The sequence below is a fragment of the Streptomyces sp. NBC_01723 genome (assembly GCF_036246005.1).
Classification (GTDB): domain Bacteria; phylum Actinomycetota; class Actinomycetes; order Streptomycetales; family Streptomycetaceae; genus Streptomyces.
Map to the genome: position 1 here is coordinate 5449083 of NZ_CP109171.1, position 13831 is coordinate 5462913.

Genomic DNA, 13831 nt, shown 5'->3' on the forward strand with positions numbered 1-13831 from the left:
GGTCACCCGTCGGCGTCGTCCGGCTTGCCGCCCGGCGTGGCGTCTGGAGCGGCGCCCGGTCCGGCCTTCGGGTCCGGCTTGGACCAGGGCCACTTCCGGCCGGAGCCGAGCCGGCCCTCGGGGTCGTACGCGTACTTCCAGCGGGCGAACCCGAGTCCGCCGCGCCCGTCGCGAGGCACGCGCCGGTAGACGAGCACCGTGGGCGGCCCGCCGTCCGGGTCCGGTACGGGGATGCGGTACGTCTTCGGCGGGTGCCCGGTCATGCCGACCAGGACGGGCAGCACCCGCCCGTCCATCGGGCCGCCCTCGAAGGGGGTGTCTTCGCTCTTCACGGCACCAGTGTCAGTGATCCGAGCGGCGGTGTCAGATGTCCGCCGCCACCGCCTCGACCAGCGCCGAGGTCTGCGGGTCGCGTCGGGCGGTGACCGTCAGCACCGCGAGGAACTGCTCCACGAGCCAGTCCCGCAGCTCGTCGAGGGGCGGCTGCTTCTCCTCGTCCAGCCAGATCAGCGAGGCCGCCTCCACCGCCGTGATCCACATCCGGACGGTCATCCGCAACCGGGGGCCGGGCTCGGCCACGTCCAGGTGGCTCATGATGTGCTCGGCCGCGGCCCGGCGCACCCCGTCCACGATGGAGGAGGTCCGCGAGGTCTCCGCCACGCTGCCGCCGCGCAGCAGCGCGCTGAAGCCGGTGTCGTGCTGGTCGACGAAGGTGAGGTAGCGGTCCAGGGCCCGGGTCAGCCGGGCCAGCAGCGGTCCCTCGCGGGGCTCGTCGAAGCAGAGCCGCAGCTCGTCGGCGGCCGACCGCAGCGCGGCCTCGTACAGCTGCTGCTTGCCGCCCGGGAAGTACCGGTACACCAGCGGCCGCGAGACCCCGGCCTGCTCGGCCACGTCGTCGAGGGAGACGTCCTCCGGGGGCCGGTGCGCGAAGAGCGCGAGCGCCGCGTCGAGCAGCTGGACGCGGCGCTCCTCGACGCTGAGCCGGCGGTAGGCGGGGGTGGGAGCCTGCGGGGTCATGAACCGCAGCGTAACCCGCACCTCCCGGCCACCCCGCACGTGAGCGGCCCGTACCGGCCTCGCTAGGCCAGCAGTCCCGACGACCTCCACAGCCGCCGTCCGACCCCCCGCAGGACCCCGATGTCGTCCAAGAAGTCGGTGAGGCGCTTCGCGCCGGTCTGCATGATCTCCCGGCGGTGGCCGCTGGCCTTGACCTGCGCCAGGGCCTCGCGCTTGTCGAGGCCCACGTTCGTGTAGACCTCCGGGTTGACGAAGGCGACGGAGAAGACACGGGCGAACTCGCCGGAGGTGATCCGGGTGAACTCCTGCGACCACTTCGGGGCCGTCACCATCTGGCGGCGCAGCTCCTCACGGGCGTAGCGCACGTGCCGGGCCTCCTCCACGACGTGGATGCGCGTGACGCCCCGGACCAGCGGCTGGATCCGCTCGTCGGGGAAGGTCAGCCGCTGCATCCAGTCCAGGACCTCCTCGCCGAGCAGCGTGGCGGTGAAGGAGCCGGGCGTGGTGGAGATCGTCTTGAAGAGGCGGCCGAGGTGCTGGTGGATCGGGCTCACCGGGTACCAGGGCGTCTCGCCGCGGGTTATCAGCCGGGCGAACATCTTGGAGTGCCGGCACTCGTCCTCGATCTCGGTCAGCGCGTAGCGCACGTGCGCGCTCGTCGCCGCCTTGTCGTAGATGTGCCGCACCAGCAGCTGCATGAGGATCAGCTCGAACCAGATGCCGAGGGAGGCGAGCGCGGCGGCCTCGTGCTGGGAGAGCACGATGCGCTGCTCCTCGCTCATCCGCTTCCACATCGGGGTGTCGTACAGCGACACCAGCTCCGGCGGCCAGAACCACTTGCCGTCCTCGAACGGCGCCTCCCAGTCCAGCTCCTTGTCCGGGTCGAAGGAGTGCTTGGCGGACGAGTCCAGCAGCCGTTCGGCCACCTGCTCACGGTCCTTGAGCAGGCCGAGCGCGTCGCGCAGACCGTCGAGCGCGTCGGCTTCCGTCAGGGTCGTCATGGCTGTCCCACCTAGTCGTGTTACCCGCGGTCACTCTGACTGACTCGTCTTATGAGACTGCGTGTCAGCAAGCTCGTCAATCCCCCGCGCACGACTTGTTGACCGCGAGTAAAGAAGTGAGTGGCGCTCAGGTTGTCAGGGCGAGCAGCCCAGCCCCTCCGGCACCTCGCCCGTCTCCGGCGCCGTCGCCCCCGCCGGGAAGGAGGTCCGCAGCGTGAACGCGTACGGCGTGGGCCCGTGCGTCCTCAGGTGCAGCAGCCGCGTCTCCGCCTCCGCGACCGTGGGCCGGTGCCCCGCCGGGACCCACCACAAGGTGGTGACCGCCTCCGCGAGCCGCTCGAACCACTCCCGCCGGCGGGCCGGCATCTCCCGGTGCCGCCCCTGGTACATGAAGGCCGTCAGGGCGTCCGCGTCCCGCCACACCGACATGTTGATGATCAGCCAGGAGTCCCCGAAGACGGGGATGTCGGTCGCGTCCCCCGCCTCGCTCTGGAGCCGCCACACGAACCCGTCGGCGGCGTCCGCCGCGGCGTTCACCGGGTCGAGCGCGTCCATGAAGTCCTTCAACTGCGGTGAGTCCAAAGGGGCCTTGAGGCGAGCGATGTTGACCTGGGCGAGTTCGTACACGGCGTCAGTCATGTACCGAACGTTAGGTCGGGCCGTCGGCGCGGTGGTACCCCCGTCTCAGGGCTTGAGCACCGCCTCCATCACCGACCGCGCGATCGGCGCCGCCAGGCCGCCCCCGCTCACACGCTCACGATCCGCCGCCGTGCCCTCGACCACCACGGCGACCGCGACCTTCGGCTCCATGTCCCCATCGCGCTGGGCCCAGGAGACGAACCAGGCGTACGGCGTCCCCGAGTTGCCGACGCCGTGCTGGGCCGTGCCGGTCTTGCCCCCGACGGTGGCCCCGGGGATCGCGGCGTTCGCCCCGGTGCCGCTCTCCACCACGCCGGTCATCAGCTCCTTGAGCCGCGCAGCCGTCGACGGCCGCATCACCTCGCGCGAGGGCCGGGACCCGGCCGTCGCCACCAGGCTGCCGCCCGCCCGCTGGGTCCGCTCCACCAGGTACGGCGAGCGCACCTGGCCGCCGCCCGCCACGGCCGCCGCCACCATCGCCATCTGGAGCGGGGTGGCCCGGGTGTTGTACTGCCCGATCGACGCCAGCCCGAGCTGCGCCCGGTCGACCGAGGTGTCGAAGGTGGAGCGCGAGACGGCGAACGGGATCCGCACCGCGTCGTCGTTGAAGCCGAACGCCTCCGCCATGGCGGTCATGTCCGTCACCCCCACGTCCACGCCGAGCTTGGCGAACACCGTGTTGCAGGACCACTCGAACGCCTCCCGCAGCGAGGCGTTGCGGCAGCCGTCGGCCTCGTTCGTCAGCCGGGTGCGGGTGCCGGGGAGGGGGTACGGGTCGGGGGAGCGGGTCGACGCGTCCAGGTCCCGGATCACGCCCGCGTCCAGTGCCGCCGCCGCGGTGACCACCTTGAAGGTCGAACCCGGCGGATAGGTCCGGCGCACCGCCCGGTTGAGCATCGGCTTGCCCGGGTCGCCGTTCAGCCGGTCCCAGGTCCGGTTGGCCGCCGCGCTGTTGCCGGACAGCAGCGCGGGGTCGTACGACGGCGTGGACACCAGTGCCAGGATCCGCCCCGTGGCCGGTTCGATCGCGGCCACCGCGCCCGGGCGCCGGCCGAGCCCCTCGAACGCCGCCCGCTGCGCGGCCCCGTCGATCGTCGTCACGACGTCGCCCCCCGGGTTGTGGGCGCCGGTGACGTCGTTCCACAGCGGGAGCGGCGCGAGCATCGGGTCGGCGCCGGACAGCAGGCCGTCCTCCGCGTGCTCCAGCAGACTCGTCCCGTACGCCTGCGAGGCGAAGCCGGTGACCGGCGCGTACATCGGCCCGTTCGCGTAGGTCCGTTCGTAGCGCAGGTGCTCCCCGGTGTCCCGGGAGCCCGTCACCGCCTCGCCGCCGACCAGGATGTCGCCGCGCGGCTGCTGGTAGCGGGCGATGTCGGGGCGGCGGTTGGCCGGGTTCCCTTCGTACTCCGGGGCCCGGACGATCTGCACCCGGGCCGCGTTCACCACCAGCGCCACCAGCAGCAGGGCGCAGAAGAGGGCCGCGTGCCGGATGTGCCGGGTCACGAGGGCGTCCCGCGCCGGGCCGCGTGGCTGAGCCGGATCAGCAGCGCCACGATCGCCCAGTTGGTGACCACCGAGGACCCGCCCTGGGCCAGGAACGGCATCGCCATGCCGGTCAGCGGGATCAGCCCGGTCACGCCGCCCGCGATGACGAACACCTGGAGCGCCACGATCGAGGAGAGGCCGACCGCGAGCAGCCGGCCGAAGGGGTCGCGCGCGGCGAGGCCCGCCCGGTACCCGCGCTCCACCAGCAGCCCGTACAGCAGGAAGACCGCGGTCAGTCCGAGGAAGCCCAGCTCCTCCCCGGCGGTCGCGAGGATGAAGTCGGACTTGACGGCGAAGCCGATCAGCACGGAGTCCCCGAGGCCCAGGCCCGTGCCGGTCACGCCGCCCGCCGCGAAGGCGAAGAGGGACTGCGCCAGCTGGTTGGGTCCGTCGCCCGCCTCGATGGACGCGAAGGGGTGCAGCCAGTCCTCCACCCTGGTGTGCACGTGCGGCTCCAGCCAGCCCACCGCGACCGCGCCCAGCGAGGCCAGCAGCAGGCCGACGGCGATCCAGCCGGTGCGGCCGGTGGCGACGTAGAGAAGGACCACGAACAGGCCGAAGAACAGCAGCGAGGTGCCGAGGTCGCGCTCCAGGACCAGGACCCCGACGCTGACCAGCCACACGGCGAGGATCGGGCCGAGGACGCGGCCGGTGGGCAGTTGCAGCCGCCACACGCGGCGCCCCGCGTACGCCAGCGCGCTGCGGTTCGCGGCCAGGTAGGCGGCGAAGAACACCGCGAGCAGCACCTTGGCGAACTCGCCGGGCTGGATGGAGAAGCCCTCGATCCGGATCCAGATGCGGGCGCCGTTCACCGCCGGGAAGAAGATCGGCACGGTGAGCAGGGCGAGCGCGGCGGCGACGCAGACGTAGGCGTAGCGGGCCAGGACCCGGTGGTCGCGCAGCAGCAGGACGACCACGATGAACAGCGCGACGCCCAGCGTCGACCACACCAGCTGGGTGGGGGCCGCCCGGTCGCCCGGCGTCTCCAGGTCGAGCCGGTAGATCAGCACCAGGCCGAGCCCGTTGAGCAGCACGCCGATCGGCAGCAGTAGCGGGTCCGCCCAGGGGGCGCGCAGCCGTACCGCCAGATGGGCGAGGAGCGCGAGCACACCGAGCCCCGCGCCGTAACCGGCGGCGCCGGGCGGGAGGGTGCCGTGCTGGGCGAGTCCGACGTTGCAGTAGCCGAACACCGACAGCAGCACGGCCATGAGGATGAGCGCGAGTTCGATGCCCCGGCGCCGGGGGAGCCGGGCGACGGGAGCGGGCGTGTCCGCTGGTGCCACGGTGATTCCGGTTCCGGGTCCGGCCTTGGTCATGTCCGGAACTTACCCAAATGGTGTGGTGTAGGGGGCGTTGGCGTCAGCACCAGCGCGGCGCCGGGCCGATGTTGTCGATGTGGCGGGCCGCTCCCCAGGCCCACGTGCCGTCCGCCAGGAGGTACCAGAGGGGATTGCCGCGCACCCGGTTGCCGGGGGCCTTGCAGTGGATGCGGACGGTCTCGCCGCGGCGGGCGTACCGGATGACCTCGCTGCCGCGGGACGGCGAGGTGAGCGGGGGGAGCCGGTCGGTGGTGACCACGCCCCGGTACCGGCCCTGCTCCCGGCGGCCGTCGCCGCCGCCCCAGTCGTCGCCGTTTCCGCCGGTGGCGCCGGCGGAGGAGCCCCCGCCGCCCCACTCGTCGTTCGCGGCGGCGGGCGTGACGGCGACGGCGGCGGCGAGCGCGCCGGCCGCCAGGGTGGTGGCCAGGCCGCGGACCAGTGGCGAGCGCGAGGACGGTACGGACAACGTGGACAACAGAGCCATGGGAGTACCTCCCGGAGCGAACGGTTCTTCAGCTGACTGTTCGCCACATTAGGAGCGCCCGGTGCCGACCGCCCGCCACGCTGAGCCATCGGAGCGCGCGCCGCACGGACCGTGTGCCGCGCGCCCGCCGCCGGGTCAGGGCTGCTGAGGAAGCGTCAGGGCGGCGAGCGCCCCGCCGTCCGGCGGGTTGGTGAACTCCAGCCGCGCGCCCAGCACCTCGGCCTGTCCCAGCGCGATCGTCAGCCCGAGTCCGTGCCCCTTGCTGCCGCTCTCGGTGCGGAACCGCTGCGGGCCGTGCGCCAGGAGGTAGTCCGGATAGCCGTCCCCGTGGTCCCGCACGGTGATCACCGGCCCGTCCACGGTCAGCACCACCGGCGCCCGGCCGTGCCGGTGCGCGTTCGCGACCAGGTTGCCGAGCACCCGCTCCAGCCGCCGCCGGTCGGTCTCCACCCGCGCGTCCCGCACGACGTCCACCCGCGTGCCGGTGCCCGAGCCGCGCACCACCCGCTCCGCCAGCTCGCCCAGCGGCTCCGGCTCCACCTCCAGCCGCTCCCGCCCGCTGTCCAGCCGGGAGATCTCCAGCAGGTCCTCGGTGAGCGTGCGCAGCGCCGCCACCCGGTCCCGCACCAGCTCCGTGGGGCGCCCCGGCGGCAGCAGCTCGGCCGCCGCGTGCAGGCCGGTGAGCGGGGTGCGCAGCTCGTGCGCCACGTCCGCGGTGAACCGCTGCTCGGCCAGCAGCTTGCCCTGGAGCGAGGCGGCCATCGAGTCCAGCGCGCCCGCGACCGACGCCACCTCGTCCTGCGGCCGCGTCGGATCCTGCGCCCGGGGATCGCCGACCCGCGCGTCGAGGTCGCCCGCGCTGATCCGCCGCGCCACCCGTGCCGTCGCGTGCAGCCGGCGCGTCACCCGGGTCACGGCGAACGCGCCGACCAGCAGCGTCGCCCCGATCGCCAGCGCCGAGGACCACACGATCGCGCTGTCCAGGCCGTCGATGGTGCGCTTGCCCTGCGAGTGGTCGACCCGCACCGCCAGCGCCCGGCCACCGCCCGCCGGGCCCGCCGCCCACATCGTGGGGCGCCCGTCGGACTCGGCGACCATCGTGCCCCGCCGGCCCGACACGGCCAGCTCGCGCAGCCGGGCCGGCAGCCCGGGCGGATCGATCCCGGCGCCCCGGCGCAGCGGGTCCCCGGCCTCGTACGCCTCCGTAGCCTCGCCCAGCCGGGTCAGGGCGACGTCACGGGCCTGGCCGACGGTCTGGTTGGTGACCGAGACGTGCACCAGGACGCCGAGCAGCGCGGCGAGCGCGCAGCACATCACGGTGATGAAGACGGCCGCCTTCACCGCCAGCGGACCGGCCCACCGGGGGAGCGCGAGCCTCACCGGGCGCTCGCCGTGGGCGACGGGGACGGCGACCCGGAGGCCCGCGGCGACGGGCGCCTGGTGTGCAGGCCGCCGTCGTCGGTGCGCAGCATCTCGTCGCTGGTGAGCAGCATGGCCCGCTGGTCGGCGTCCCAGGTCCACTGGAGGCGGTACTCGTAGCCCGCGACCTCCGAGGGCGAGCGGACGATCACCGTCCGGCCGGCCAGCTCGACCTCGCTCACCGCGTCGTCGTAGGACATGACCCGCACGAGCCGCCCCTTCTCGACGGTGTAGACGCGCACGGCGGTCAGCTTGGCGGGCAGCAGCCGAAAACCCAGTGTCATCTCGGGGTGCCCGTCACCCGTCAGGTCGCGGTAGTACGGCCGGAGCACCGGACACCCCGCGTGGTCACCGGCGGTGCCGTCGGCGCCGCAGTCCGCCATCCGGACGGACGTCTCGTGGTAGCGCGCCTTGGCGCCCGCGTAGTCGTCCGGGTGCGCGGTGATCTCCTCCCGCACGACGGCCACCGGGTTCACCTCGCGGATGCCGCCGGCGGGGACCCGCACGCCCTTGACGACCTCGTTGTCCACCTCGCCGATGTCGTACGCGGGACTCGACGCGGGGGTGAGGTCGGGCCAGAGCTGGGCCGGGCTCCGCGCCGCCGGGGTCGCGCCCGCGCTCCGCAGCCCGCCCGAGTCGCCGCAGGCCGCCAGCGCACCGGCCGCCGCGGTCGCCAGGAGCAGCGCGACGACGGCGGGAACGCGGGCGGGACGCCCACGGCGGATCGGGAGCACTGCACTCCTGGGGTTCGGTGAGCGGCGCCGACGGTCCCGCACGGCTGTGGGCGGCACCGTACGCCTCTCGGTACGGAAGGCCATTTTGCGTGCGTCCGGGCGTGCCGGGCTACTCGGCCAGGTCCTCCGGCAGCCGCGCGGTGGCCGGCCAGGGGTGTCGTTTGGATCTGGCCGGCTCCAGGCGACGGTGCCTTGCGACCGGCCACGCCCCCGGCGAGATCCGAACGACACCCCCTAGGCCCGCAGATACGCCACGAACAGCTCGTTGTGCAGCGCCCACGGCGAACGCCGGGCCCGGATCGGCCGGACCGCCTCGCCGGCGCCGCTGCCCCGGCGCATCAGCGTGTGCGCGACGACCAGCCCGGAGCGGTGGTACCCGTGATGACAGCGGACGAGGACCTTGCCGCCCCCGTCCAGCGCCTCGCTCGGGGCCTCCGCCGGCCGCATCACCCCGGCGAGCCGCGTCCCGTCCAGCGGCCCGTCCGGGATCGGCCACACGTGGTGCTCGACGCCCTCGGCGGGCCCGTGCCCGGGCAGCCGCAGCAGCGTCTGCACGAGGTCGAACTCGTCCCGCACCACGGCGAACCCCACCCGCCCGCCCGGCCGCCGGAACTCGTGCCCGCCCAACCAGTGCCCCGGCACGACCCCGTCCCGCGCCCGGCCCGGCGCCGGCACGTCGGATCCCATCCCGCGGGTACGCAACAGCGCCTCCCCATCTCGGCCCGGGGGTCTCGGGGGTCTGCCGACTCCTCCCCGAGGTAGCCGGATTCTTGCCCCCGCGGCACCCCGCCTGGTCCCATGGTGCGGGGGTGGTGTGGATGGACGGACTGCGCGTCGTACCGGCCCGGCGGCACGGTCGGGACCGCCTCTACGTCTGCCTCCCGGACGGCGGGAACGTCGCCTGGTACGACCGTGAGGCGGCCCGGGTCAACCTGCTGAGCGACGACCGGCGGGACGAGGTCCTCCGGGCGCTGGGCCCCTTTCTCACCGGCCCGGTCGCCGTCGGTCCGCCCCCGGTCCCGACCCCGGCCGAACTGGCCCGGCTCTCCCTCCACCCGGACGACGACCTCGCCCCCAACCGGCCCGGCGAGGCGCTGCTGATCGCCCTGGAGCGCGACCCCGGCCCCGCGCACCGGCTGCGTCCCGACCCGCGCCGCCGGGCCCTGGCGGCCGAGCACGCGACGGGCACGGCCCTCGACCGCCTCGACGGCGCGGGCTGGCGCACCCTGCACTCCGTGCCGCTGCCCGGCGGCGACCGCGTCCACCACCTGCTGATCGGCCCCGGCGGGCTCTTCGCGCTGCACGTACTGCCCGCCCGCAGACAGCGGGTGCACGTCGGCGACCCCCTGGTCGCGCTGGGCCGCCGGGAACCACGCCCCCTGCTGCGCAGGGTCCGCGCCGACGCCGACCGGGCCTCCTACGCGCTGACGGCCGAGGTCCGCGCCGTCCTCGTCCTCGTCGACCCGGCCCACGTGACCGTCACGGCGCCACCGAGCGCGGTCCGCGTCCTCACCGACCGGGAGCTGCCCGACCTGGCCCGCCGGGGAGGGGTGCTCAAACCGGCGGACGTGGAGGCCCTGCACTCCATGGCCCGCGACCGCGCCACCTGGACGCGTGTCTGAGGGGTGCCGTTCGGATCCCGCCGGGGTCCCGGTGGCCTACGGCAGGGCCGCCGCCCGGCGCCGGTCGAGCAGCGGCGCCAGCAGGTCGCCGTGGTCCCGTACCCGCGGCCCGAGGTCCTCCGCCCGGAACACCAGCTCCTCCGCCCGCCGGCAGCCCGCCACCTCGTCCCACGTCACCGGCGTGGAGACCGCCGGATCGGGGCGGGCCCGCACCGTGTACGGGGCGGCCGTGGTCTTGCGGGCGGCGTTCTGGCTCCAGTCCACGAACACCTTCCCCGGCCGCAGGCTGCGCGTCATCCGGTGCACCACCAGCCGGGGCAGCGCCCGCTCGGCCTCCACGGCGAGCGCCTTCGCGTACTCCGACACCCGCTCCGAGGACGCCCCCCGCACCCCCGCCAGCAGGTGCAGCCCCTTGGCCCCCGACGTCTTGGCGAACGCCTCGATCCCGTCCGCCGCCAGCCGCTCCCGCAGCCACCGGGCCACCTCGCAGCAGTGCACCACCGTCGCGGGCGGACCCGGGTCGAGGTCGAACACCAGCCGGTCGGCCTCGCCGGGGTCGTCGACGGTCCACTGGTGCGTGTGGAACTCGGTCACCAGGTTCGCCGCCCACATCAGGCTCGGCAGGTCCTGCACCAGCACCATCCGGGCGGGCCCCTCCGAGCGGGGGACCTCGGCCGTGGTGACCCAGTCGGGCGTACCCGGCGGCACGTTCTTGGTGAAGAACAGCTGGCCGTCCGGACCGTCGGGATACCGCAGGAAGGAGACCGCGCGGTCCCGCAGATGCGGCAGCAGCACCCCGGCGGTCGTCGCGTAGTAGTGCAGCAGCTCGCCCTTGGTGAAGCCGGACGCGGGATACAGCACCTTCTCCAGATTGCTCAGGGCCACCCGCCGCCCCTCCACCTCCGTGATAGGCGCCATACCATGAGAATCGCACGGAACACGGACAAATCACCCGACGAACCGCCCGGCGAACCGACCCACGAACCGCCCGACCGGAAAGGTGCTGCACGTGCGATCGATCTGGAACGGCGCCATCTCCTTCGGCCTGGTCAGCATCCCGATCAAGCTGGTGAACGCCACCGAGAGCCACTCGGTCTCCTTCCGCCAGATCCACACCGAGGACGGCGGCCGGATCCGCTACCGCAAGGTCTGCGAGCTGGAGGACCGCGAGGTCACCCAGGCCGAGATCGGCAAGGCGTACGAGGACGCCGACGGCTCGATGATCCCGATCACCGACGAGGACCTGTCCCACCTGCCGATCCCGACCGCCCGGACGATCGAGATCGTCGCCTTCGTGCCCGAGGAGCGCATCGACCCGCTCCAGATGGGCTCCGCGTACTACCTCGCGGCGAGCGGCGCCCCCGCCGCCAAGCCGTACACGCTGCTGCGCGAGGCGCTCAAGCGCAGCAACCGGGTCGCCATCGCCAAGTTCGCGCTGCGCGGCCGGGAACGCCTCGGCATGCTCCGGGTCGTCGGCGACGCCATCGCCATGCACGGCCTGCTCTGGCCGGACGAGGTGCGCGCCCCCGAGGGCGTCGCCCCGGACGCCGGCGTCACCGTCCGCGACCAGGAGCTGGACCTCGCGGACGCCCTCATGGACACCCTCGGCGAGATCGATCTGGACGACCTGCACGACGAGTACCAGGAGGCCCTGGAGGAGGTCATCGCCGCCAAGTCGGCCGGCGAGGCCCCGCCCGAGGCCCGCGAGGAGGAGCGGCCCGGGAAGGTGCTGGACCTGATGGCCGCGCTGGAGAGCAGCGTGCGTGCGGCGCGGGAGTCCCGGGGCGGCGAGGAGCCCGGTCCGGCCGAGGAGGCCGAGGTCCGGCCCCTGTCCCGGGCCCAGAAGTCGTCCCGGCGGGCCCCCAAGGAGACCGGCGGCAAGAAGTCGACGTCCGCGGCGGCGAAGAAGACGGCGGCGAAGAAGGCGGCACCCAAGAAGTCGACGGCCGCCACCGGGAAGTCCACGGCGAAGTCCGCCCAGCCGGCCAAGAAGGCGACGGCCGGGAGCACCGCCAAGAAGACCACCGGCAAGAGCGCGGCCACCAAGAGCACGGCCAAGACCACGGCGAAGAAGACGGCGTCCCGCAAGCGCAGCGCCTGACGCCGCCGGCCGGCGGGTGCGGTCGCGGGTCCGGAACCGGGAGATCGCCCGCCCGACCGCGGTGAATTCGGCGCGCGGGCCGAACCAGGCGCCCACCGCCGGGCGCCGGAAGAGCGGGGCCGCCGGCGCGGCGCAGGGGAGCGATGCCGGTGGCGACGGCGGCCACGGCGAGGGATTTGGCCCCGATGAGGGTGGGCCGCCGGCACCCGGCGAAGACGAGCCGCCGGCCGAAGGCGAGCGACTCGCGCACACCCGAGTTCAGTCGAGGGTCCAGGGAGAGGCCGAGGCCCGGGGTATCGCGGTCGGCGCGGGCTCGAAGGCCGCCGGGCTCGCGGTGCCGGACTCCGTCGGCGCGAGGGAGGCCAGGGTGGGCAGGGCGGGGCTCTCGTCCAGGCGCCGCCCGATCGTGTCGGCCGGTTCGCCGCCCGGGGTTCCGGGACCGGTGGACAGCTGCGACCACGCGGTCAGGGCGAGGGCGACCGCGGTCGCCGTGCCGATCACCCGGCCGATCCGCCGCAGCCGGGCGCGGCGGTCCAGCTCACGCCAGCCGGGGCCGGCCCACGGGTCCTCCGGGCGCCACGCCTCACCGACCGTGCCGGGGGCGGGGGCGGGGGCGGGGGTGGGGGCGGGCCGGGCGTACGGGGGCCCGAGCGGGCCGCTTGCGGGCGGGCCGGGCTGCCACCCCGGGGTCCGGTCCCGCGCGGAGGGCTCCCTGGGCGCGGAGGCGCGGATGGCGTGCTCGTCGTCCTCCAGGAAGAGCCGCCACACGTGCTCCGGCACGGGCGGCGTGCCGCCGGGCTCGTCCGGCTCACCCGGTGTGGCGCCGCGGTCCGGCCCCGAAGCGGTCATCGTCCCGCTCTTCCTCTCTCGTCGGCCCCGGACGGGCCGGGCGGGAGCGGGGGTGGGGGCCCGCCGGCGGCCGGTGTGCCGTCCTGTGCCGCAGCACCGTACGGCGTCACTTCCGGGCGCCGTACGGCACGCGGCCGGTGGTCATGTCCGGCGGTCACCGTCGACCGCCAACCCATGAACGCGCAATGGCGTCGAGCCGTTCCCGGACGAGTGGGCGGGGCCTCGGCGCGATGGAGCCGGCGGGCGGCACTCGGCGAGGCGCTCAGCGCGTTCAGCCGGGCGGGCGGCGAGCCCGCCGGACGGCTCAGGGGGCCGCCGGGGACGGAGTGGGCGTCGGGGACGCGGTGTTCACGTTCAGGTCGGGCCGCGGCTTGAGCACCAGCACCTGCTCACCGGGGGGCGGCGGGGGCGGGGTCACCCTCTCCCGCGGCAGCTTCGCCGGGCCGGTCTGCTGGAAGGTGACCTCGTCGTACTCGACCATGCCGGTCTTCTCCAGCACCGTGATGTGGTCCAGGACGGTGTCGTTGGCCAGGTCGGCCAGCTGCCGCACCAGGGTGTTCTTGGTGGACGCCCGGATCTTGGCGATCGCCGGAAAGATCTGACCGTGCGTCACCCGCATGATGTTGACCGCCGACGAGTCGAACTCCTTGCCGGTCTTGGCGTCCACCGTCGCCACGAAGCCCTCCTGCTGCGGCGAGGCCCGGTTGGGCAGCGTGATGCCCAGCTCGGGGGAGATCTCGCGGCACATCGCGTCGAGACCGGCGTGCCCGACGATCAGGTGCTCGCCGGCCGTCTTCATCTCCTTCGTGGTGCCGCGCTCCCGCACCATCTCGCCCAGCGGGTACTCCCACAGCCCCGCGGCCCTGACCTTCACCACGAAGTCCCGGTCGGCCTCGGTGAGCGGCCCGAACTTGGTGCTGGCGATGACCCGGTCCTGATTGCCGTCGGCCTTGTCCAGACCGAGCATGGCCGGAAAGGCCAGCGCGGTGAGGGTCAGGGTCATCGCACCGAACAGGACGACGACTCCGATCCTGCTGCGGGACAGGCGCATGGTGCCTCCAGGGGCGACGCGAGGGACTCGCACTCGTACGGATTCGCCAG

General features: G+C 74.3%; 15 protein-coding genes. 2 read left to right on the plus strand and 13 right to left on the minus strand.

What is annotated here, in order from left to right; genetic code table 11:
• Positions 1-2 precede the first annotated feature (2 nt).
• From OIE75_RS25395 to OIE75_RS25440, 10 genes are all read right to left on the minus strand, one after another.
• Complete coding sequence (locus OIE75_RS25395) at positions 3-332, minus strand: hypothetical protein (RefSeq protein WP_307015097.1); 330 nt, start codon at positions 330-332, stop codon at positions 3-5.
• Positions 333-363: 31 nt separating this feature from the next.
• Positions 364-1017, minus strand: coding sequence for a TetR/AcrR family transcriptional regulator (locus OIE75_RS25400; protein WP_307015098.1), 654 nt, complete (start codon positions 1015-1017; stop codon positions 364-366).
• 62 nt (positions 1018-1079) lie between these two features.
• Positions 1080-2018 carry an AurF N-oxygenase family protein gene (locus OIE75_RS25405; protein WP_307015099.1) on the minus strand — a complete coding sequence of 313 codons (939 nt, stop codon included), beginning with the start codon at positions 2016-2018 and terminating at the stop codon, positions 1080-1082.
• Positions 2019-2153: 135 nt separating this feature from the next.
• Positions 2154-2657, minus strand: a complete 504-nt coding sequence (locus OIE75_RS25410) for a DUF3291 domain-containing protein (RefSeq protein WP_329472220.1) — start codon at positions 2655-2657, stop codon at positions 2154-2156.
• Between the two features lie 45 nt (positions 2658-2702).
• The gene (locus tag OIE75_RS25415; protein WP_329472221.1) at positions 2703-4160 is read right to left on the minus strand and encodes a penicillin-binding transpeptidase domain-containing protein; all 1458 of its coding nucleotides are present in this window, start codon (positions 4158-4160) and stop codon (positions 2703-2705) included.
• A complete protein-coding gene (locus OIE75_RS25420; protein ID WP_163015790.1) occupies positions 4157-5518 on the minus strand; it encodes an FtsW/RodA/SpoVE family cell cycle protein in 1362 nt (453 codons plus the stop codon). Before OIE75_RS25420 ends, OIE75_RS25415 begins: the two co-directional genes overlap by 4 nt.
• 43 nt (positions 5519-5561) lie before the next feature.
• Positions 5562-5996 carry an SH3 domain-containing protein gene (locus tag OIE75_RS25425; protein WP_329474052.1) on the minus strand — a complete coding sequence of 145 codons (435 nt, stop codon included), beginning with the start codon at positions 5994-5996 and terminating at the stop codon, positions 5562-5564.
• A gap of 144 nt (positions 5997-6140) precedes the next feature.
• Entirely contained in the window at positions 6141-7385 is a 1245-nt protein-coding gene (locus OIE75_RS25430) for an ATP-binding protein (RefSeq protein ID WP_329472222.1), read from the minus strand.
• Complete coding sequence (locus tag OIE75_RS25435) at positions 7382-8158, minus strand: hypothetical protein (protein WP_329472223.1); 777 nt, start codon at positions 8156-8158, stop codon at positions 7382-7384. The genes OIE75_RS25430 and OIE75_RS25435 overlap by 4 nt, the downstream gene beginning before the upstream one ends.
• 234 nt (positions 8159-8392) lie before the next feature.
• Positions 8393-8845 carry a protein-tyrosine phosphatase family protein gene (locus OIE75_RS25440; protein WP_329472224.1) on the minus strand — a complete coding sequence of 151 codons (453 nt, stop codon included), beginning with the start codon at positions 8843-8845 and terminating at the stop codon, positions 8393-8395.
• 131 nt (positions 8846-8976) lie between these two features.
• Here OIE75_RS25440 and OIE75_RS25445 point away from each other — a divergent pair, with 131 nt between their 5' ends.
• Positions 8977-9780, plus strand: a complete 804-nt coding sequence (locus tag OIE75_RS25445; protein ID WP_329472225.1) for a nuclease-related domain-containing protein — start codon at positions 8977-8979, stop codon at positions 9778-9780.
• Positions 9781-9816: 36 nt separating this feature from the next.
• On the opposite strand, the gene ligD is transcribed toward OIE75_RS25445, so the two are convergent.
• Positions 9817-10698 (minus strand): non-homologous end-joining DNA ligase, encoded by an 882-nt coding sequence (gene ligD, locus OIE75_RS25450; RefSeq protein ID WP_307015105.1) that lies wholly within the window; start codon positions 10696-10698, stop codon positions 9817-9819.
• A gap of 91 nt (positions 10699-10789) precedes the next feature.
• Between ligD and ku the strand changes: the two genes are divergently transcribed.
• Entirely contained in the window at positions 10790-11881 is a 1092-nt protein-coding gene (ku, locus tag OIE75_RS25455; protein ID WP_329472226.1) for a non-homologous end joining protein Ku, read from the plus strand.
• A gap of 258 nt (positions 11882-12139) precedes the next feature.
• Here ku and OIE75_RS25460 read toward each other — a convergent pair whose 3' ends face one another.
• Positions 12140-12730 (minus strand): hypothetical protein, encoded by a 591-nt coding sequence (locus tag OIE75_RS25460; RefSeq protein WP_329472227.1) that lies wholly within the window; start codon positions 12728-12730, stop codon positions 12140-12142.
• A 304-nt stretch (positions 12731-13034) separates the two neighbouring features.
• Positions 13035-13781 carry a DUF4142 domain-containing protein gene (locus OIE75_RS25465; protein ID WP_307015108.1) on the minus strand — a complete coding sequence of 249 codons (747 nt, stop codon included), beginning with the start codon at positions 13779-13781 and terminating at the stop codon, positions 13035-13037.
• Between the last annotated feature and the right edge of the window lie 50 nt (positions 13782-13831).